15 protein-coding genes are annotated in these 18,620 nt (G+C 70.0%); 6 read left to right on the top strand and 9 right to left on the bottom strand.

The genetic code is table 11. From position 1 onward, the window contains the following. The first annotated feature begins 23 nt into the window (after positions 1 to 23). Both E1300_RS05260 and E1300_RS05265 read left to right on the top strand, forming a co-directional pair. The gene (locus E1300_RS05260; protein ID WP_131755732.1) at positions 24 to 1,319 is read left to right on the top strand and encodes an alpha/beta hydrolase; all 1,296 of its coding nucleotides are present in this window, start codon (positions 24 to 26) and stop codon (positions 1,317 to 1,319) included. Positions 1,320 to 1,328: 9 nt separating this feature from the next. Next, complete coding sequence (locus tag E1300_RS05265; protein WP_131755733.1) at positions 1,329 to 1,523, top strand: DUF3046 domain-containing protein; 195 nt, start codon at positions 1,329 to 1,331, stop codon at positions 1,521 to 1,523. Positions 1,524 to 1,602: 79 nt separating this feature from the next. Here E1300_RS05265 and E1300_RS05270 read toward each other — a convergent pair whose 3' ends face one another. The 4 genes from E1300_RS05270 to E1300_RS05285 all read right to left on the bottom strand — a co-directional run bounded on the left by E1300_RS05270 (position 1,603) and on the right by E1300_RS05285 (position 4,694). Beyond that, a complete protein-coding gene (locus E1300_RS05270) occupies positions 1,603 to 2,064 on the bottom strand; it encodes a DUF350 domain-containing protein (RefSeq protein WP_131755734.1) in 462 nt (153 codons plus the stop codon). Between the two features lie 38 nt (positions 2,065 to 2,102). Further along, positions 2,103 to 3,266 (bottom strand): glutathionylspermidine synthase family protein, encoded by a 1,164-nt coding sequence (locus tag E1300_RS05275; protein ID WP_131755735.1) that lies wholly within the window; start codon positions 3,264 to 3,266, stop codon positions 2,103 to 2,105. Between the two features lie 3 nt (positions 3,267 to 3,269). Next, positions 3,270 to 3,596 carry a hypothetical protein gene (locus E1300_RS05280; RefSeq protein ID WP_207399492.1) on the bottom strand — a complete coding sequence of 109 codons (327 nt, stop codon included), beginning with the start codon at positions 3,594 to 3,596 and terminating at the stop codon, positions 3,270 to 3,272. Positions 3,597 to 3,824: 228 nt separating this feature from the next. Beyond that, the gene (locus E1300_RS05285) at positions 3,825 to 4,694 is read right to left on the bottom strand and encodes an ATP-grasp domain-containing protein (protein WP_131755737.1); all 870 of its coding nucleotides are present in this window, start codon (positions 4,692 to 4,694) and stop codon (positions 3,825 to 3,827) included. A 244-nt stretch (positions 4,695 to 4,938) separates the two neighbouring features. On the opposite strand from E1300_RS05285, the gene recA reads away from it, so the two are divergent. The 3 genes from recA to rny all read left to right on the top strand — a co-directional run bounded on the left by recA (position 4,939) and on the right by rny (position 10,714). Next, on the top strand, positions 4,939 to 6,060 hold the full coding sequence (gene recA / locus E1300_RS05290; RefSeq protein ID WP_131755738.1) for a recombinase RecA: 1,122 nt from the start codon (positions 4,939 to 4,941) through the stop codon (positions 6,058 to 6,060). 1,657 nt (positions 6,061 to 7,717) lie between these two features. Then, the gene (locus tag E1300_RS05295) at positions 7,718 to 8,197 is read left to right on the top strand and encodes a regulatory protein RecX (protein WP_370784424.1); all 480 of its coding nucleotides are present in this window, start codon (positions 7,718 to 7,720) and stop codon (positions 8,195 to 8,197) included. A 942-nt stretch (positions 8,198 to 9,139) separates the two neighbouring features. Further along, on the top strand, positions 9,140 to 10,714 hold the full coding sequence (gene rny / locus E1300_RS05300; protein WP_131755740.1) for a ribonuclease Y: 1,575 nt from the start codon (positions 9,140 to 9,142) through the stop codon (positions 10,712 to 10,714). A 216-nt stretch (positions 10,715 to 10,930) separates the two neighbouring features. Here the strand turns inward: rny and E1300_RS05305 are convergent, their stop codons facing one another. From E1300_RS05305 to E1300_RS05325, 5 genes are all read right to left on the bottom strand, one after another. Continuing rightward, complete coding sequence (locus tag E1300_RS05305) at positions 10,931 to 12,922, bottom strand: S9 family peptidase (RefSeq protein ID WP_131755741.1); 1,992 nt, start codon at positions 12,920 to 12,922, stop codon at positions 10,931 to 10,933. A gap of 350 nt (positions 12,923 to 13,272) precedes the next feature. Then, positions 13,273 to 14,274, bottom strand: coding sequence for an amino acid ABC transporter permease (locus E1300_RS05310; protein WP_131755742.1), 1,002 nt, complete (start codon positions 14,272 to 14,274; stop codon positions 13,273 to 13,275). Then, positions 14,271 to 14,954, bottom strand: coding sequence for an amino acid ABC transporter permease (locus E1300_RS05315; protein ID WP_131755743.1), 684 nt, complete (start codon positions 14,952 to 14,954; stop codon positions 14,271 to 14,273). Before E1300_RS05315 ends, E1300_RS05310 begins: the two co-directional genes overlap by 4 nt. Positions 14,955 to 15,052: 98 nt before the next feature. Then, a complete protein-coding gene (locus E1300_RS05320) occupies positions 15,053 to 15,922 on the bottom strand; it encodes a glutamate ABC transporter substrate-binding protein (RefSeq protein WP_131755744.1) in 870 nt (289 codons plus the stop codon). A 41-nt stretch (positions 15,923 to 15,963) separates the two neighbouring features. Further along, a complete protein-coding gene (locus E1300_RS05325) occupies positions 15,964 to 16,686 on the bottom strand; it encodes an amino acid ABC transporter ATP-binding protein (RefSeq protein WP_242618956.1) in 723 nt (240 codons plus the stop codon). A 362-nt stretch (positions 16,687 to 17,048) separates the two neighbouring features. Between E1300_RS05325 and miaB the strand changes: the two genes are divergently transcribed. Next, positions 17,049 to 18,593, top strand: a complete 1,545-nt coding sequence (gene miaB / locus E1300_RS05330) for a tRNA (N6-isopentenyl adenosine(37)-C2)-methylthiotransferase MiaB (RefSeq protein WP_131755746.1) — start codon at positions 17,049 to 17,051, stop codon at positions 18,591 to 18,593. Positions 18,594 to 18,620 lie beyond the last annotated feature (27 nt).

The raw sequence follows: 18,620 nt of genomic DNA on the forward strand, positions 1-18,620 counted from the left end.
GATTCCGCCCCCAGGGAGTCGCGATGCCCTACGTCCTGCTCGCCCTCGGGATCCTGTTCGTCCTGCTCGCCGCGAACGCGCACGCCCCGCGCCGGCACGCCGCCCTGCTGGTGCCGAGCTTCTTCGCCGGCTGGCTCACGATCGAACTGGCCCCGCACCTCCTCGTCGCCGAGATCGTCGCGCTCGCGCTCACGGCCGCCTACGGGGGCCTGGACGGCTGGGCGGGCTGGACCGGGCTCGCCCTCGGGATCCTCGGTGCAGCGGGCACGGCCGCGACCATCGTCGCCGCCCGCCGGACGGTCGTCTCACTTCGGGAGAGCGGTGCGCCACTGGACCTCGACCCGGAGGGCGCGCCCCGCTACCCGCTCGCCCACCTGTTCCTGCCGCCGCTGTGCCTGATCCCGCGCCGCGGCGTCCGGGTGGACCGCAACATCGTCTTCCGGCAGGAAGGGCGGCTGCGCCTCAAACTGGACGTCTACCGGCCCGCCGAAAGCGCATCCGATACCTCCGGGACCTCGGGGAAGGACCTGCGTCCGGGGCTCATGCAGATCCACGGAGGCGCATGGGTCATCGGCGACAAGCGCGAGCAGGGTCTGCCGCTGCTCAACCACATGGCCGTCCAGGGCTGGGTGTGCTTCAACGTCAACTACCGGCTCAGCCCCCGCGCGACCTGGCCCGAGCACCTCATCGACCTCAAGCACTTCGTCGCCTGGTACCGGGAGCAAGCCGAGGAGTACGGCGCCGACCCCGACTTCCTGTGCGTGACGGGAGGGTCCGCGGGCGGGCACCTCACCGCGATGGTGGCGCTGACGGCCAACGTGCCCGAGTTCCAACCCGGCTTCGAGGACGTCGACACGTCCGTACAGGGCGCCGTGCCCTTCTACGGCGTGTACGACTTCGTCGAGGCCGGGCCCTGGCCCGTCCCCATGGGAGCGACCCCTCTCCTCCAGCGGATGGTGCTCAAACTGCCGTTCGAGGAGAACCGCGAGGCGTATGCGAAAGCATCCCCGGTCACCTACGTGCGCGAGGACGCCCCGCCCTTCTTCGTCATCCACGGCAGCCGCGACTCGCTCCTGCCGGTGGAGGAGGCACGCCGCTTCGTCCGGCGGCTTCGCGAGACGTCCAAGGCGCCCGTCATCTACGCGGAGATGAAGGGCGGCCAGCACGCCTTCGACGTCTTCCCCTCCTACCGGACGGCCCGCGTCGTCGAAGGGGTCGAGCGGTACCTGACGGGGCTGCACCGCCAGTACCGCCAGGGGACGGCCCCGGAAGTCCCGGGCGAGGTCACGGCGTCCTTGGAGGAGCCGACCGTCGGATAGCGTGGGCGTGTGCGGCTCACAGTTTTCTGGGAACGGATGAACCAGCAGTTCGGCGAGAGCTACGCCGAGAGCGTGGCGAAGGACTACGTCATGGCCGAACTGGACGGCCGCACCATCGAGCAGGCCCTCGACGACGGCGTACCCGCCAAGAGGGTGTGGCAGGCCGTCGTCGCGACCTTCGACGTCCCCTCTACCCTCCAGTAGCCCACCTGGCGCACCGTTAGCCGTCCCGCCGTACGGTCATGAAGCCCTGCGGACGGTCGGTCTCCCCGGTGGCCCGCCGTCAGTAGACCGCCACGGCCGTCACGAAGCCGATCATGAGGTTGGCCACGGCCAGCAGGATCGCCGCGGGCTCCAGCTTGTCGTCGGCGTCGTCCGCCAGCGTGCCGATCCGGATGCCGACCAGCCGGTCGAAGATCAGCGTGGCGATCGTCTGGGCCACGATGCCGCCGCCGCCGAACACCAGCGTCCGGGTCAGCCCCTCGGCCAGGTCCCCGCCCGACGCGAAGATCGACACGCCGACGATCAGCCCCACGCCGACGGTGGCGGCGCAGGCCAGCAGCGTCGCGTTCGGGTTGCGGTGCTCGCGGATCACCGTGATCAGGCGGCCCGGCGTGGCGAGGTCGGTCATGTAGAAGCCGACGATGAACAGCACCAGGCCGACCCCGGCGTAGGCGAACAGCGCCCCGGTCCCGTCCAGCAGCACCTGGCCGAGGCCGTCGTCGTTCGCCGCGAGCGTTGTCATGGTTCTCCTTAGAAGGCCGCAGGGTGTTGCAGAGCTGTCTACGGGCGCACGGGGATCCGGTGCGGAACGAACGACGAGGTGTCGTCCGTGATGAGGCCGGACGTCTCCCGGATGCCGATCCCCGCCGACTCGTCATGGACGACCCACGCGCCGAGCACCGGATGCTCGCCATCGAAGTCCGGCAGCGGGCAGAACTCCTGGAAGACGAACCCCTCCGCGCCGTAGTCACCCGAGGTGCGCTGCTCGCGCCCGTCCGGCGTGACGATGCGCATGCTCGCCCCCTCCCGGCCCAGCAGTGGTTTCTGGACGTAGGACGTGAGGCCGCCGGGCGTGTTCAGGTACGTGGGCAGCAGATTGGGATGCCCGGGGAAGAGCTCCCACAGCAGGACCAGAAGCGCCTTATTGGAGAGCACCATCTTCCAGATCGGCTCGATCCAGGACGTAGGCGCACCGGGGATGTTGCGGGCGAACGGCTCGGAGACGATCCACTCCCACGGGTAGAGCTTGCAGAGCGTGCGGATCTCCTGCTCGTCCAGGTCGACGAACCGTTCGCGGCGCGAGTCCCAGCCGATGTCCTCCATGGCGATCGCCACACCCGGCAGGCCCGCCTCCTCGGCGGTCTCCTGCATGTAGGCGATCGTCATGACCTCCTCGCCCGTCTCGTCACCGTTCGTCCAGGCGAAGTGCGCCGGACCGTCCGCCACCCTGGGGACGATCTCCTTCCAGCGGGCCACCAGCCGCTCGTGGATGGAGTTCCACTGGTCGTCCCCGGGGAACGCGTCCTGCAGCCAGTACCACTGGACCACGGAGCTCTCGACCAGCGCGGTCGGGGTGTCGGCGTTGTACTCCAGCAGCTTGGCGGGGCCGTTCCCGTCGTAGCGGAGGTCGAAGCGCCCGTACAGGTGGGGATCGCCGCGCCGCCAGGACTCCTCGATCAGCGGCGCCACCCACTCCGGGATGCCGAGGACGTGGTAGCGCCCCGTGCTGACGACGTGCTCCACCACCTGGAGGCACATCCGGTGCAGTTCCTCGACGACCTCTTCGAGCGCCAGCACCTCGTCCATGTCGAAGACGTAGTGCACGGACTCGTCCCAGTAAGGACGCGTCAGATGCTCGGGATGAGCGGTGCGGTGGAAGGCGAGCCCCTGCGACTCGACCTTCTCGGCCCAGCCGTCCCGGGGCGCGGAGCGGGTACGGCGCACCGGCTAGCTCCCGCTCCGGCCGCCGCCGCCGAACCCGCCGCGGCTCAGCGTGTGCCCGCTGCTCGACTTGATCTTGCCTTTGCTGGGCCTGTAGGAGCTCCCGCCCGACACGTAGCCGCTGGAGTTGCGCTTGCCGCCGTAGTACCAGAAGTACTGCCCGTACGAACTCGTCGCGGACCGGTTGATGGCGTTGACATCGCAGTACCTGTCCGGAACCACCCGGTACCCGCCCTTGGTCTGACCGACGGCGGGGGCGTAACGGTCCACGCACCAGGCGGTCGTCGACTTGGACCCGCAGGCGACCAGCGTCAGCGACAGGGCGCCCAGCATCCCCACCTTCACGGCACGGGAACTGAGACGGCGAGCGGACTCCTGTGGCGGCAAAGGGAACACGTCCTTCAAAACGAGACGGCGGCCGCCCGGAAGGTTCCGGACGGCATGGTCGGACGCCCTCGTGAGGCAGGTTCCGAACGCGCGAAGCCATAGCCTAGGGGCGGCACGACTTGAGACGGAAGCACCCCATATTCCGGTTCCGTCACATCGCGGGCACCGCCGGTGTCAGTCCGGAACCGGCAGATGCGCGTACAGGTCCATGGCGTCCACGGACGAGGGCAGATCGCTGACCTGGCCGTCGCCCACCTCGACCACGCGCCACGCGCCGTCCCTGCGGCGCGCCAGGTCCGTCGTGATGAAACGGCACCCCAGCGCCCGCACCGCCGGCGCCACCGCGTCCAGCTCGGGGTCGGGCTCCACGTCCGGACTGTCGGGATGGGGCCCCACCAGGGCCGGCTCCCCGTCCACCCACCAGACGCGCGCCTCCCCCTGGCCGTCGTAGTCCTCGTACTCGCGCACGACCAGGCCGCCCGCCAGGTAGTCGTCCTGCAAGGCGATCATCTTGGCGGCGATGTCCCGCAGCTGCGCCAGGTTCTTCACGTCGGGCACGAAGCACGCCTCGTCCCACTCGTGCTTGCGCGACTTCACGTAGTCCTTGATGATCGCGGGCCCCGCCTTCAGCGGCCGGACCAGCTCGCCCAGCTCGTTCAGGTCGCCCGGATCCTGGCCCGGCGCCAGCGGCCGCCACACGCTCTGCGGGGTCAGCCCGGCGAACGTGTCGTGCCAGCCCGGCAGCTCGTGCGCGCGACGATAGTCGTCCGGATGAGTCAGCAGCACCGTACCGCGGCGCTTCATGAGAGTGGCGATCGCGGCATACTGGTCGCCGGTGACCATCCAGCCGCGGTACCAGACGGCGCCCAGATCCGAGGGCACCGCGCGCACCGCCCCTTCCACGTCCCCGCGCCGCAGCGCGTCGTGGTCGATCAGAGCGATCTCGCCGTAGTGGTCCCGCACGGCCGCGGCCTCGCGGGAGAAGTGGGGGTCAACGCGCCGGGGATGGAGCGGATCGACGCAGAAGAGAACGGTCAGCGTCATGATGGAACCCTCCGTGGACGGCGCCAGCGTACGGGGTTCCGCCCCTGGAACGCACGGTGAATCCCGTCCCAAAACGGCATTCGGAAAGATGATCGAACGAATGTTCGGTAAGGTGGTCCGCGACCCGGGACGCCGTCCGCGTCCGCGCCCGGGTTGCGAAAGTGTCGGTGGCCCGCCGTAACGTCGCCCTCGACATCGCAAGCAGCGGCCGAGAGCCGACAGTTCACGACGAGAAGGACATCTCATGGCAGCGAACGACCGGGAGAAGGCTCTCGAGACCGCACTCGCCCAGATCGAGCGTCAGTTCGGCAAGGGCTCGGTCATGCGGATGGGCGAGGAGGCGCGGGCACCGGTCGAGGTGATCCCCACCGGCGCGATCTCCCTCGACATCGCCCTCGGCATCGGCGGCCTGCCCCGCGGCCGCGTCGTCGAGGTGTACGGCCCCGAGGGCTCCGGCAAGACCTCCATCGCCCTGCACGCGGTGGCCAGCGTCCAGCGCAAGGGCGGCATCGCCGCGTTCGTCGACGCCGAGCACGCCCTCGACCCCGAGTACGCCGCCAAGCTCGGCGTCGACATCGACGCGCTGCTGGTCTCCCAGCCCGACACCGGCGAGCAGGCGCTCGAGATCACCGACATGCTGATCCGCTCCGGCTCCATCGACATCGTGATCATCGACTCGGTGGCGGCGCTCGTCCCCCGCGCCGAGATCGAGGGCGAGATGGGCGACAGCCACGTCGGCCTCCAGGCCCGGCTGATGTCGCAGGCGCTCCGCAAGCTCACCGGCGCGATCAACCAGACCAAGACGACCGTCATCTTCATCAACCAGCTCCGCGAGAAGGTCGGCGTCATGTTCGGCTCCCCGGAGACCACCACCGGCGGCAAGGCGCTGAAGTTCTACGCCTCCGTCCGCCTCGACGTCCGCCGCATCGAGACCCTCAAGGACGGCACCGAGGCCGTCGGCAACCGCGTCCGCGTGAAGGTCGTCAAGAACAAGATGGCCCCGCCGTTCCGCGTCGCCGACTTCGACCTGCTCTACGGCCAGGGCATCAGCCGCGAGGGCGGCCTGATCGACCTCGGCGTCGAGCACGGCTTCGTCCGCAAGTCCGGCGCCTGGTACACCTGCGACGGCGACCAGCTCGGCCAGGGCAAGGAGAACGCCCGCAACTTCCTCAAGGCCAACCCCGACATGGCCGACGGGATCGAGAAGCGGATCAAGGAGAAGCTCGGCATCGGCCCGAAGGTCGACAAGGAGGCCGAGCCCGCCGCCGCGGACGCCGCCCCGCCGGCCCCGGCCCCGGCCGCCGCCCCCGCGAAGGCCGCCGCCGGGAGGAAGCCCGCCAAGGCCGCCAAGTCGGGTGATTCCTGACCGCGAATCCCCCGATACGGGTGACTCTTGACGAAGAGTGAGCGATGATCTCGTGTGTAGGGCGGCGGCGCCTTACCCGGCACCGTCCCACCGGTGCGCGGACCTTCCCCGATGGCGCCGCCGCTCCCGAGGGCCCGCCCCCTGACCCGTCACACCCCGTCACCCGGGCCGCGCCATGACCCGCTCCCCGGACGACCCCGCCAACCCCTGGCTCCCGGACTCCCCGGACACCTCACCGGAGGAGTCCGCGCCCCTGCCGTGGAACGCCCCGGCGCCCCCACCCCCCACGCCACCCTGGAGCACCCCCGAGACAAACCCCTGGACCACCGAACAACCCACCCCAGGGGCCCCTCCCACCAAGCCAAGCTCCACTGCCCCGAACGCCTCCGGGCCATCCGGCTCTAAGGCGCCGACCTCATCTGAGGCGGCTGCGGCCGAGCCTTTGCCCTTCCAGGTCGTGAAGGGCGATGCGAACCCCTGGGCAGCCACCCCCATCCCCGTGGTCGCGCCATCCGAGCCTGACGACGCCGAAACCACGCCGCCAACAGCGTCCACTCCGGCTACCACCGCACAGCGCGACAAACCCGGCCGCGTAGCCACCCCGTCCAGCGACCGCACGGAATCACCGACGACCAAACGCCCCGCCCATCCAACACCCACCCCCGAAGGACCGGCCCCCGAAGGGCGCGCCCCCGGGGGATCCGTTCCCGAAGGACCCGTTCCCGAAGGACCCGCTCCCGAAGGGCGCGCCCCCGGGGGACCCGCTCCCGGAGGACCCGCTCCCGGAGGACCCGCTCCCGGAGGATCTGCTCCCGGGGGATCCGCTCCCGGAGGGCCCGTCCCCGGAGAATCCGCTTCCGGGGGACCTGCTTCCGAAGGATCCGCTCCCGGAGGATCCGTCCCCGGAAAATCCGCTCCCGGGGGACCTGCCCTCGAAGGGTCCGTCCCCGAAGGACTCGCTCCCGGAGGATCCATCCGCGAAGGATCCGCCTCCGCGTCGTCGCCTTCGGGGCCCTCACTCCTGGGCCCGTCCGTGCCCGCTGAGTTCGCGGCTGGCCGTACTGCGTCTGACTCGTCCGCCCCCGCTCGTCCAGCGCCTGATTTGCCCGCGCCTGGCTCGTCCGTGGCTGACTTGCGGGTGGCCGGGGGATCTGGCGGCTCTGGCGAGTCGAGGGATGGCGGGGAGAGGGGACCTTCTGACGGCTCGTTGTCGGTCGGGCGTTCTGGCCGGGGGACGAGCGGGCGTGGGCGTCGTTCCCGCGAGGCGTCACTTGGTGAGCCGAGTGCTTCGTATCAGGACGAGTCGGGTGTCGCCGGTGGTTCTTCTGCTGGCGAGGTTCCGGCGGGTGAGGCTTCGCGAGGTGAGGTTGGTGCTCGTGGGGCTCGTGGTGGGACTGCGAGGCGGCCGAAGGGAAGCGCTTCTGGACGAGGTGGGCGGCGTCGTGGAGGTGCGGCATCCGCAGGTGAGGGCGTTGGCGGCCGTTCTGCGGGTGGTGGTGCGTTCGGGGGTGCGGGCAGCGTTTGGGGGCCCGAGGGCTCCGGTGCTGGCGGGAAGAAGCGTCAGCGGACGGGTGGGCGCGGGCGTGGTGAGCCGCGCGAGGGAGATCGTGAGGAGCAGGGGGGCGGCGGGTCCGATCCTGAGGCGAAGGCCCGGGAAATCTGCCTGCGGCTGCTCGCCATGTCGCCGCGTACTCGGGCGCAGTTGGCGGACGCGTTGCGGCGCAAGGGGATCCCCGATGAGGTGGCCGAGCTCGTTCTATCGCGGTTCAGCGACGTCGGGCTCATCGACGACGAGGCGTTCGCCCAGGCGTGGGTGCAGTCACGGCATGCGGGGAAGGGGCTCGCGAAACGGGCCCTGGCCGCGGAGCTCCGGCGGCGCGGGGTTGCCGACGAGACCGTGAACGACGCGGTCGAGTCGCTCGACCCGGAGCAGGAGGAGCAGACCGCGCGCGCCCTGGTCGACCGGAAGCTCCGTAGTACGCGGGGTGTCGAGCCGGCCAAGCGCATGCGCCGCCTGGTGGGCATGCTCGCTCGTAAGGGGTATCCGCCCGGCCTGAGTTACCGGGTGGTCAAGGAGGCGCTCGCGGACGAGGGCGCCGATCTCGACGACGTTCCCGACGCGTCGCCCTTCGACTGACGGATGCCGTCGGCGGGCTGAGGGGCGGTTCAGTCGACGATCCACCGTGTCGTCGGTCATCGACGAGCGAACGGTCGAGCCTCCGCCGTGTCGTCGGTCATTGGCGGGCGGACGGTCGCGGGGCCGGGGTGTGGTCGCTTATTGGCGGGCGAGCGGTCGCGGGGCCGTGGTGTGGTCGGTCATTGGCGGGCGGACGGTCGAGCTTCCGCCGTGTCGTCGGCTATTGGTGGGCGGACGGTCGCGGGCCGTGGTGTGGTCGGTCATCGACGAGCGGATGGTTGTGGGGCCGTGGTGTGGTCGGTTATTCGGGGTCGCCGGGTGGCGGTCATTGGCGGGTGAGCGGTCGCGGGGCCGCTTTGGGGCGGTCATTGGCGGGCGGACGGTCGCGGCCGTGGTGTGGTCGGTTGTTGGCGGGCGAGCGGTCGCGGGGCTGCCCTGGGGTGGTTATGGGCGGGGGGTGGCACCAGCTGCGGGGGGAGGGGTGGGCTGTCGGCTTTCCTCGGGATGAACGTGGGGCGACACGCCGGGGAATGACGGGAAGGCTGACGCTGGATGACCCCGGCCTGACAGGGGCGGGGTCGCGACGCGGCAGGTCGGACGTGCGGGCGGGGTCAAGGGGGCCGGTAAGGAACTCCTCACGCGGCCGTTCGGTTAGTCCGGAATGCCCGGGGTTTGCTTGCTCATTACCTCCGTGCCGCTTACCGTTACGGCAGTGAGGAGTTACTCCGCGTCTCGCGGATTGCTATACGACCGGGCACGTTCGAGCAGCTGAGAGGCATCAGGGACAGGTTCGTTGGCCGCGTTCGGCCGAGTCGCCGGGGAGCGCCCGTGGGCGTGGCCCGGTGATGTCGTGCACCCGAGCGTCCCGCCGGGACGCGAGTAAGTCCTCGCAAGGCAGGGCCCTGACTCCGGGTGGGCCCGCGGCGAGGAAGGATCTGCCTCATGGAGAGCGTCCTGCTGGGTGCAGCGCTGCTGGTGACCCTGGTCGCTCTCGTCATCGTCATCCTGCGGCGGCCCGGGGGCCTGCCGGGCAGGGGGGCGGCGGAGGTGGCCCAGGCCCACGGTGAGGCGGACGAGGTCAGGGCCAAGGCCAAGCTCGACGCGCAGGACGTCCTGGAGAAGGCCGAGCGGCAGGCGCAGCAGATCGCCGCCACGGCGCGCGCGGAGCTGGAGGAGGAGGCCCGGGCCCTCCGGGACGATCTGCGGACGCTCAGGGAGGATCTGGAGCGCCGCGAGACGCGCCTGGCCGAGCGGGAGCAGCGGCTCGACGGCGAGATGCGCCGCCTGGAGGAGTGGTCGGGACGGCTCGCGGAGGCCAAGAAGGCCCTGGAGGCGCGCAAGGCGGAGCTGGCCGAGGTCGAGGAGGAGCGGCGGCGGGTCCTGGAGCAGGCCGCCGGTCTCACTGCGGACCAGGCCAAGGGCGAGCTGGTCGCGGCGATCGAGAACCAGGCGAAGCGGGAGGCCATCCCGATCATCCGGGAGATCGAGAACTCGGCGCGCGCCGAGGGGGAGAAGCGCGCGCGCAAGATCGTGACTTTGGCGATCCAGCGGGTCGCGAGCGAGCAGACGGCCGAGTCCGTCGTGTCGGTGCTGCACCTGCCGAGCGACGAGATGAAGGGCCGCATCATCGGCCGCGAGGGCCGCAACATCCGCGCGTTCGAGACGACGACGGGCGTGAACCTCATCATCGACGACACTCCAGAGGCCGTGCTCCTGAGCTGTTTCGATCCGGTGCGCCGGGAGGTCGGCAGGCTCACCCTGGAGAAGCTCGTCCTGGACGGCCGGATCCACCCGCAGCGGATCGAGGAGATCTACGAGCGCAGTAAGAGCGACGTGGAGCAGCTGTGTGTGCGCGCGGGCGAGGACGCCTTGGTGGAGGTGGGCATCGCCGACATGCATCCGGAGCTCATCGCCCTCTTGGGGCAGCTCCGGTATCGGACGTCGTACGGGCAGAACGTCCTGAAGCACCTCATCGAGTCCGCGCACATCGCCGGGGTGATGGCGAGCGAGCTGCGGCTGCCGGTGGAGGTCGCCAAGCGGTGCACGCTGCTGCACGACATCGGCAAGGCCCTCACCCACGAGGTGGAGGGCAGCCATGCGCTGATCGGAGCGGAGATCGCACGCCGCTACGGTGAGCACGAGGACGTGGTGCACGCGATCGAGGCCCACCACAACGAGGTCGAGGTCCGGACGGTGGAGGCCGTGCTCACCCAGGCCGCCGACGCGGTCAGCGGGAGCCGGCCGGGGGCGCGCCGCGAGTCGCTGGAGGCCTACGTCAAGCGGCTGGAGCGGCTGGAGGAGATCGCCCGGGACCGGCACGAGGGCGTGGAGAAGGTCTTCGCGATGCAGGCGGGCCGGGAGATCCGGGTGATGGTCAAGCCGGACTCGGTCGACGACATCCAGGCGCAGGTCATCGCGCGCGACATCGCCAAGCAGGTCGAGGACGAGCTGACCTATCCGGGGCAGATCCGCGTGACCGTGGTCCGGGAGTCGCGGGCGATCGAGTTCGCCCGCTGAGGTTCCGCGCGAGAACGCCCGTCAACGGGAGAACGCCCGTCAACGGGAGGGCGTCCCGTTGACAGGCGTCAACGGTCTGTGGGCCGCGCTGTGCTCGGCCCGGCACTGGCCGGGGCCCCGGCATCACCTGGGCTGAGGCGTGCTCAGCCCAGCCGTGACTGCGGCGTGGTCAAGCCCGGCCGTGACTGAGGCGTGCTCAGCCCAGCCGTGGGGTGCTTAGCCGACCGTGAGGTCGATCGGGTCGACGCCGCGCGGCTCGAACCCGAGGGTCTGGCCGTAGAAGGCGAGCTCGGCCTCCAGGCACGCGATGACGGTGTCCGCGCGACGGAACCCGTGCGACTCGCCCTCGAACGTGAGGTAGGCGTAGGGCATCTTCTTCGCGGCGAGCGCCACCGCGAAACGCTCCGACTGGTCCGGCGGCACCACCGGGTCGTTCAGGCCCTGGAGGAGGAGGACGGGGCAGGACGTGTGCTCGGCGCGGTTCAGCGGCGAGCGCTCCTCGTAGGCCCGTTCGAAGCCGGGCAGGGGGCCGATCAGGCCGAAGAGGTAGTGCGACTCGAAGTCGTGGGTCGCCTCGGCGAAGCTCTGCAGGTCGCTGATGCCGTAGTAGGACGTGGCGGCCTTGAACACGTCGGTCTGCGTGACCGCCGCGAGCGTCGTCCAGCCGCCCGCGGACCCTCCGCGGATCGCGAGGCGCGCCGGGTCGGCGATACCGCCCTCGACGAGGGCCTGGGCGGCGGCCACGGCGTCCTCCACGTCCACGACGCCCCACTGGCGGCGGAGGCGTTCGCGGTAGGCGCGGCCGTAGCCGGTGGAACCGCCGTAATTGACGTCGATGACGCCGATGCCGCGGCTGGTGAAGTACGCCCGCTCCAGGTCGAGGACCTTGGACACGCGTCCGGTGGGTCCGCCGTGGACGAACACGACGTACGGCGGCAGCTCGCCTTCCGGGGCGACCGCCTCCGGGTTGGTGGGCGGGAAGACGTAGGCGTGGACGGGACGCCCGAACGGTCCTTCGAGGCGTTCGGCGCGCGGCTTCGACAGGTACGCGACGTCCGGCAGCTCGGGGAGCTCGCGGCGGAGCCCCTCGACCCGGCCGGTGGTGGTGTCGACCCGGACCACGGACGGCGGGATGTCCGGCCCTCCGGCGATGCCCACGATGGTGGTGCCGTCGGCCGACAGCTGCGGCTGCCAGTGCTCGTACGGGACCTCCAGGTCGATGAGATCGAGCGTCTCCGGGTCGTAGATGCCGAGCCGCAGGTCGCCTTCACCGTGCAGGACGGCGAGGCGCCCGTCGCCGAGGAGCGCGTAGGGCATGCCGCCGAGCTGCCATAGGGCGCCGGTGAACTCCTCCTCCGCCGGGTACAGCGCCTGAGGCGATTCGCCGTGGAGGCCCACTTGGTAGATGTTCCACCAGCCGGGCCAGTCGGAGATGACGTAGAGGGTCTCGTCGTCATTCCAGAGGGGCGCAACGGCGGATTCGGTGAGCCCGCCCTTGACCGTGCGGGGCGCGACGGTGACACCGTCCTCGATCGCGGCCACGCGGACTTCGGTGCCGTCCCACGGCATCCGGGGGTGGTTCCACTGCACCCAGGCCAAGTGCCCGCCACCGGGGGACGGGGCGGGGCTGGCGTAGAAGTGCGCTCCGGTCACCAGTTCGCGGATGGCGGCGGCGTCCTCGGCGGCACTGCCGTCCAAGGGGACGGCGACGATGGCGCGCCTGATGCCCGCCGCGCCCTCCTCGCCCTCAGGGGCCGTGGCGATGTGCCCTTCGCACACGCACCAGATCTCCGTCCCGTCCGGGGACAGCACGAAGTCGGCATACCGCAGGCCCGCCGGGACGGCCGGCTCCGGAGTCAACGGGTACGGCTTCGGATCGCCCGGGTCCAGCCGGTGCAGGCGCTGGTCCTCATAGTTGGAGAACACGAGTGACCAGCCCTCGGCGGTACGGATCGGCAGGTACGACCGCCCTCCGTACTCGTGGACGCGGGTGCGCGCGTCCCAGGGGGCCTGGAGCAACTCCGTCCGGTGACCGCCCCTGAGGTGGACCACCGTGGTCCGCCCGCCCTCTTCGGGCCGGGTCTCCTGCCACCACACGTCATCGCCCACGACGGTCGGGAAGCTGAGGCGCAGCCGGGCGCGGGCGACATCGGCCGCGGAGATGGGAGAGGGCCAGGAGCCGTAGGGGAGGGTCGCACGAGCGGTCATACCAGGAATCGTCCCGCATACGGGGAGGGGTTGGGGCCATGACGGGCCGTTTGACTTCGGAAAGATACATGCCGATCACTGGGCAACCCGCGGGTAACAGGAGCCTCTGGGGACTCTGCTGCCGCACGGGAGGCCCTCAGTCCGTCTGGGTGTCGCGGTCGAACGTCCCAGGCTCTCAGTAAGGCTCTGGCCGCCGTGCCGGGCACGATGAACAAGCGGCGGAAGTCATGAAGAGCATGGAATGCGGTGAAGCGCCGGGAACAGGTGGGGGCGGCGGGCGGAAGTGCCGCAGAACACGGAAGGGTGCCACCGAGAGCGGTGGCACCCTTCCGTGTACTCGTCGCGACGGATCAGAGGGTTCCCGTCGACCCGGCCTGGGCCGCCAGCGACACACCGGCCGCGGGCGGCGCGCCGACGTCCCCGCCCATCGTCTTGGCGGCCGTCTTGCGGCTGCGGCGGCTGCGCGCCTCCAACCACGTGGCCAAGCGGCTCACGGACATGTTGACCGCGATGTAGATCACCCCGACCACGACGCCCGCCTGGATGATGTTGTTGTTGTAGTTGGGCGGCACCTGCTTGAAGCCCGCCTGCAGCAGTTCGGAGTAGGCGATGATGAAGCCGAGCGCCGTGTCCTTGAGCAGGACGACGAGCTGGCTCACGATCGCCGGCATCATCACCGTGACGGCCTGCGGCAGCAGGACGAGCCGCAGGACGCCGTTCTTGCGCAGGCCGATGGAGTAGGCGGCCTCCGCCTGTCCCTTCGGGATGGACAGGACGCCCGCGCGGACGACCTCGGCCAGGACGGAGCCGTTGTACATCACCAGCCCGAACACGACCGCGGCGAACGCGGGCACGGTCACGGTCCCGGCGTTGATCTCCACGCCGAAGACGGAGAGGAAGTTGTCCACGACGACGCGCTGCAGCGTCCCGAACTGGGACTCGGCGATGCTGGGGCTGATCTTGTTCGGGACGAAGAAGGCCAGGAAGATCAGGATCAGGAGCGGGATGGAGCGGAAGAACTCCACGACGGCCGCGGCCGGGATCCTGATCCACCAGTGGTCGGAGAGCCGGGCGAGCCCGAAGACGACGCCGAACAGGAGGGCCAGGACGGAGGCGACGGCCGCCGCCTTGAGCGTGTTCCCGAGCCCGGGCAGGATCAGGTTGTCCCAGACCTCCCACTTGGTGAACGGGCTCCAGAGCTTCCCCTCGAACTGGCCCTTCTCCTTGAACCGCCAGAGGAGCGCGGCCGCGATGGCGATCAGCACGATCGACGCGACGACGGCCAGGATCCTGTGCCGCGCGCGTGCGCGGGGCCCCGGCGCGTCGAACAGGACCGTTGCTTCCTTGCTCACCGCGCCACCGCCATCCGCTTGTGCAGCCATCCGAAGAAGAACCCGGTCGGCAGCGTGAGGATCATGAACCCGACGGCCACGCCGATGAACAGCGGAAGCGCGCCGCTGGTGAACGACGGCTGGTCGAGGAGCGTCTTCATCACGAGCGCCGTCTCGGCGTAGCTCGCCGCGGCCGCCACCGTCGTGTTCTTGATCATCGCGATGTAGACGCTGCCCAGCGGTGCGACGACCGCCCGGAACGCCTGCGGGAGGATGATCATCCGCAGCGACTGCGTGAAGGTGAGGCCGATCGAGCGCGCCGCCTCGGCCTGGCCGAGCGGGACGGTGTTGATGCCGGCGCGGAGCGACTCGCAGACGAACGCGGCGGTGTACCCGGACAGCCCCAGGACCGCCCACCAGTAGTAGGTGACGGACGAGGTGTCGGAGAACTTCAGCGCCAGGACGTCGTTGAGGCCGAGGCTGCACATCAGCAGCACCAGGGTCAGCGGCGTGTTGCGCAGGATGTTCACGTAGACGGTGCCGAAGGTCCGCAGCACGCGGATCGGAGCGACCCGGAAGCTCGCCAGGACCGTGCCCAGGATGAGGGAGAGCACCGCCGCGGCGGCCGCGAGGCGCACGGTCGCCCAGAATCCTTCGAGGATCTGGTCGAAGTTGTCGAAGAACGGTCCGAAGTCAAACATTGCTCAGCTGTTCCATGGCGTTCCAGCGGGTCGGGGCCGGACCGGCCGGCTCCGGGCGGACGCTCCGGAGCCGGCCGGCACGACAGGCTCGGCGTGGATCAGGCGCAGCCTTCCATCTGGGGAACCGTCGTGACGAGCTTCAGCCCGGTGCCCGCGAAGTGCTTCTCCAGGTAGGTCTTGGCCGAACCGTCCGAGTACATCGACTGGATGGCGGTGTTGACGGCCTCGCAGGTCTCCTTGTCGCCCTTCTTGATGCCGACGCCGTACTTCTCGTCGGTGAAGGGGGCGTTGATGACCTTGAAGGAGCCCTTCTGCTGGTTGGCGAACCCGGCGAGGATCAGGTCGTCGGTGCTCACCGCGTCCAGCGCCCCGGCCTTGAGCTTGGCGGTGCACTCGGAGTAGCTGGCCGCGTCCACCAGGGTGACGCCCTTGATGTTGAGCTTGCCGTCCGGCGGGCCCTCGGTGATGCGGCGGAAGGAGTTGGAGCCGGCGGCCTTGCAGAGCTTCTTGCCCTTGAGGTCCTCCGGCTTCTTGATGGAGGTGTTGTCCGCCTTGACCATCGTGTCCTGGTGGGCGACGTAGTACGGGCCGCCGAAGGTGATCTGCTGCTTGCGGGCGTCGGTGATCGAGTAGGTGGCGACCACGAGGTCGACCTGGCCGCCGCCGAGGAACGACTCGCGGTTGGCGGAGGTCGTCTCCTTGAACGTGATGCCGCTCTCGGGCACGCCCAGCTTCTGGGCGATGTACTTGGCGACGTCCACGTCGAAGCCGTCGAAGGTGCCGTCGGGCTTCTTCAGGCCGAGCGCCGGCTGGTCGAACTTGATCCCGATCGTCAGCTTCTTGTCGTCCTTGGCCTTCTGGACGACGGTCTTCGCCTCGGTCTTCTCGGTGTCGCTGCCGCAGGCGCTGAGCGCCATGGACAGGGCCACGCCCGCGCCGATGAGGGCGCCGAAACGACGTACTCGCATGCTCTCGTCTACCTCTGCTTCCGTGCGGAGCCCCGCGGCTCTCAGTGCGTGAGGATCTTGGAAAGGAAGTCCTTCGCGCGGTCGGTGCGCGCGTTGGTGAAGAACTCGTCGGGCGTGTTCTCCTCCACGATCTGGCCGTCGGCCATGAACACGACCTTCTGCGCCGCCCGGCGGGCGAAGCCCATCTCGTGGGTGACCACGATCATCGTCATGCCGTCCCTGGCCAGGCCGGTCATGACGTCGAGCACCTCGTTGACCATCTCGGGGTCCAGCGCCGAGGTGGGCTCGTCGAACAGCATCACCTTGGGCTTCATCGCGAGGGAGCGGGCGATCGCGGCGCGCTGCTGCTGTCCGCCGGAGAGCTGTGCGGGGTACTTCTGGGCCTGGTTGGCGATGCCGACCCGGTCCAGCAGCTCCATGGCGTGCTTCTCGGACTCCTGCCTGCCCTGCTTGCGGACCTTGATCGGCCCGAGCGTGACGTTCTCCAGGATCGTCTTGTGGGCGAACAGGTTGAACGACTGGAACACCATGCCCACGTCGGCGCGGAGCCTCGCGAGATCCTTGCCCTCCTTGGGCAGTTCCTTGCCGTCCACGAGGATGGTGCCGCCGTCGATCGGCTCCAGCCGGTTGATGGACCGGCAGAGCGTCGACTTGCCGCCGCCCGAGGGGCCGATGACGACGACGACCTCACCCCGGTTCACGGTGAGGTTGATGTCCTTGAGGACGTGGAGCTCGCCGAAGTGCTTGTCGACGTGCTCCACCACGACGAGCGGCCCGGCGCCCGGGATCGCGTCGTCCGGCCCGTCGCCCTTGGTGAGCTCGGGCCCGCCTTCGCTGTCCGTCATGCGCCCGGACTTTACGTCATCCGCGTTGACCGGCAAGCCTCCGAGCGGTACCGATACGATCACGAAAACCCATGTAGGCGGGCGGATTCGCGGCTTCGAGCATGATCGTTGAGGTGGGTGGGGCGCGGCGCGTCGCCCGTTCCGTGACGTATCGGTGACCGTTCGGTGATCATGCGGCGGCGGCCGGGCCGATCACGGTGGGCGACCAGTGGACGATCTTGGTCGGGCGGGTCCGCGACGACGCGCGGCCCCGCTACCGACGCGTACCCTTGGGGACTGTCATGAGTGCGCCTACTGAGACAGGCCCCCGCACGTACGAGATCCGTACCTACGGGTGCCAGATGAACGTCCACGACTCCGAGCGGCTGTCCGGGCTCCTGGAGTCGGCCGGGTACGTACGCGCCGGCGATGCCGAACCGGATGTCGTCGTGTTCAACACCTGCGCGGTGCGGGAGAACGCGGACAACCGGCTGTACGGCAACTTGGGGCATTTGCGGCCCGTCAAGGATGGGCACCCCGGCATGCAGATCGCCGTGGGCGGCTGCCTGGCGCAGAAGGACCGCGACACCATCGTCAAGCGGGCCCCTTGGGTGGACGTCGTGTTCGGCACCCACAACATCGGGTCGCTTCCCGCGCTGCTAGAGCGTTCTCGGGTGCAAGACGAGGCGCAGGTGGAGATTGAAGAGTCCCTGGTGACTTTTCCCTCGACACTGCCCACGCGGAGGGAGTCGCCTTACGCGGCCTGGGTGTCCATCTCCGTCGGGTGCAATAACACCTGCACGTTCTGCATCGTCCCGTCGCTGCGGGGCAAGGAGCGCGACCGGCGTCCTGGGGAGATCCTGGCCGAGGTCGAGGCGCTGGTGGGCGAGGGCGTCTTGGAGATCACGCTGCTCGGCCAGAACGTCAACGCCTACGGTTCGGGCTTCGGTGCGCTGGCCGGGGCGCCGGACGAGGTGCGGGCCATGACGGCGGGCGGTCAGTCCGCGTTCGCGGGGCTCCTGCGCGCCTGTGGCGGCGTGGACGGCCTGGAGCGGGTCCGGTTCACCTCCCCGCACCCCAAGGACTTCACCGACGACGTCATCGCCGCCATGGCCGAGACGCCGAACGTGATGCCGTCACTGCACATGCCGTTGCAGTCCGGCTCGGACCGGGTCCTGCGGGCCATGCGCCGCTCGTACCGGCAGGACCGGTACCTCGGGATCATCGACAAGGTCCGGGCCGCGATCCCGGACGCGGCGATCACCACCGACATCATCGTGGGCTTCCCGGGGGAGACCGACGCCGACTTCGAGGAGACCCTGCACGTGGTCCGCGAGGCGCGGTTCGCGTCGGCGTTCACGTTCCAGTACTCCAAGCGTCCCGGCACGCCCGCCGCCACGATGGACGGGCAGCTGCCCAAGGAGGTCGTCCAGGAGCGGTACGAGCGGCTCATCGCCCTCCAGGAGGACATCTCCTGGGCAGAGAACAAGAAGCAGCTCGGCCGCACCCTGGAGGTCCTCGTGGCCGAGGGGGAGGGGCGCAAGGACGACGCCACTCGGCGCCTGTCCGGCCGTGCGGCCGACAACCGCCTCGTGCACTTCCGGGCGCCGGAGGTTCCGGTCCGCCCCGGGGACATGGTCACCGTCGAGGTCACCTACGCGGCGCCGCACCATCTGGTCGCGGACAAGCCCGTGCAGGACGTCCGCCGTACGCGTGCGGGCGATGCCTGGGAGGCGCGCCAGGGCAAGGCGGAGGACGGGCTCAAGGGCGTTTCGCTCGGCATACCCTCCATCGGCCGGCCCGCGCAGCCCGTCCAGGCGGCGTCCGGCTGCTCGACCTGCCCCTGAGGCGCGGCAGGGTCGGGCAGGACCTGC

This window comes from Actinomadura fibrosa, assembly GCF_900659615.1.
In the GTDB taxonomy this organism is placed as follows: Bacteria; Actinomycetota; Actinomycetes; order Streptosporangiales; family Streptosporangiaceae; genus Spirillospora; species Spirillospora fibrosa.

Coding starts and splice junctions, on each gene's coding strand:
- E1300_RS05270 (WP_131755734.1), bottom strand. CDS start 2,064: ATGACAACGCTCGCGGCGAACGACGACGGCCTCGGCCAGGTGCTGCTG.
- E1300_RS05280 (WP_207399492.1), bottom strand. CDS start 3,596: ATGCTGGGCGCCCTGTCGCTGACGCTGGTCGCCTGCGGGTCCAAGTCG.
- recA (WP_131755738.1), top strand. CDS start 4,939: ATGGCAGCGAACGACCGGGAGAAGGCTCTCGAGACCGCACTCGCCCAG.
- rny (WP_131755740.1), top strand. CDS start 9,140: ATGGAGAGCGTCCTGCTGGGTGCAGCGCTGCTGGTGACCCTGGTCGCT.
- E1300_RS05305 (WP_131755741.1), bottom strand. CDS start 12,922: ATGACCGCTCGTGCGACCCTCCCCTACGGCTCCTGGCCCTCTCCCATC.
- E1300_RS05285 (WP_131755737.1), bottom strand. CDS start 4,694: ATGACGCTGACCGTTCTCTTCTGCGTCGATCCGCTCCATCCCCGGCGC.
- E1300_RS05260 (WP_131755732.1), top strand. CDS start 24: ATGCCCTACGTCCTGCTCGCCCTCGGGATCCTGTTCGTCCTGCTCGCC.
- miaB (WP_131755746.1), top strand. CDS start 17,049: ATGAGTGCGCCTACTGAGACAGGCCCCCGCACGTACGAGATCCGTACC.
- E1300_RS05315 (WP_131755743.1), bottom strand. CDS start 14,954: ATGTTTGACTTCGGACCGTTCTTCGACAACTTCGACCAGATCCTCGAA.
- E1300_RS05320 (WP_131755744.1), bottom strand. CDS start 15,922: ATGCGAGTACGTCGTTTCGGCGCCCTCATCGGCGCGGGCGTGGCCCTG.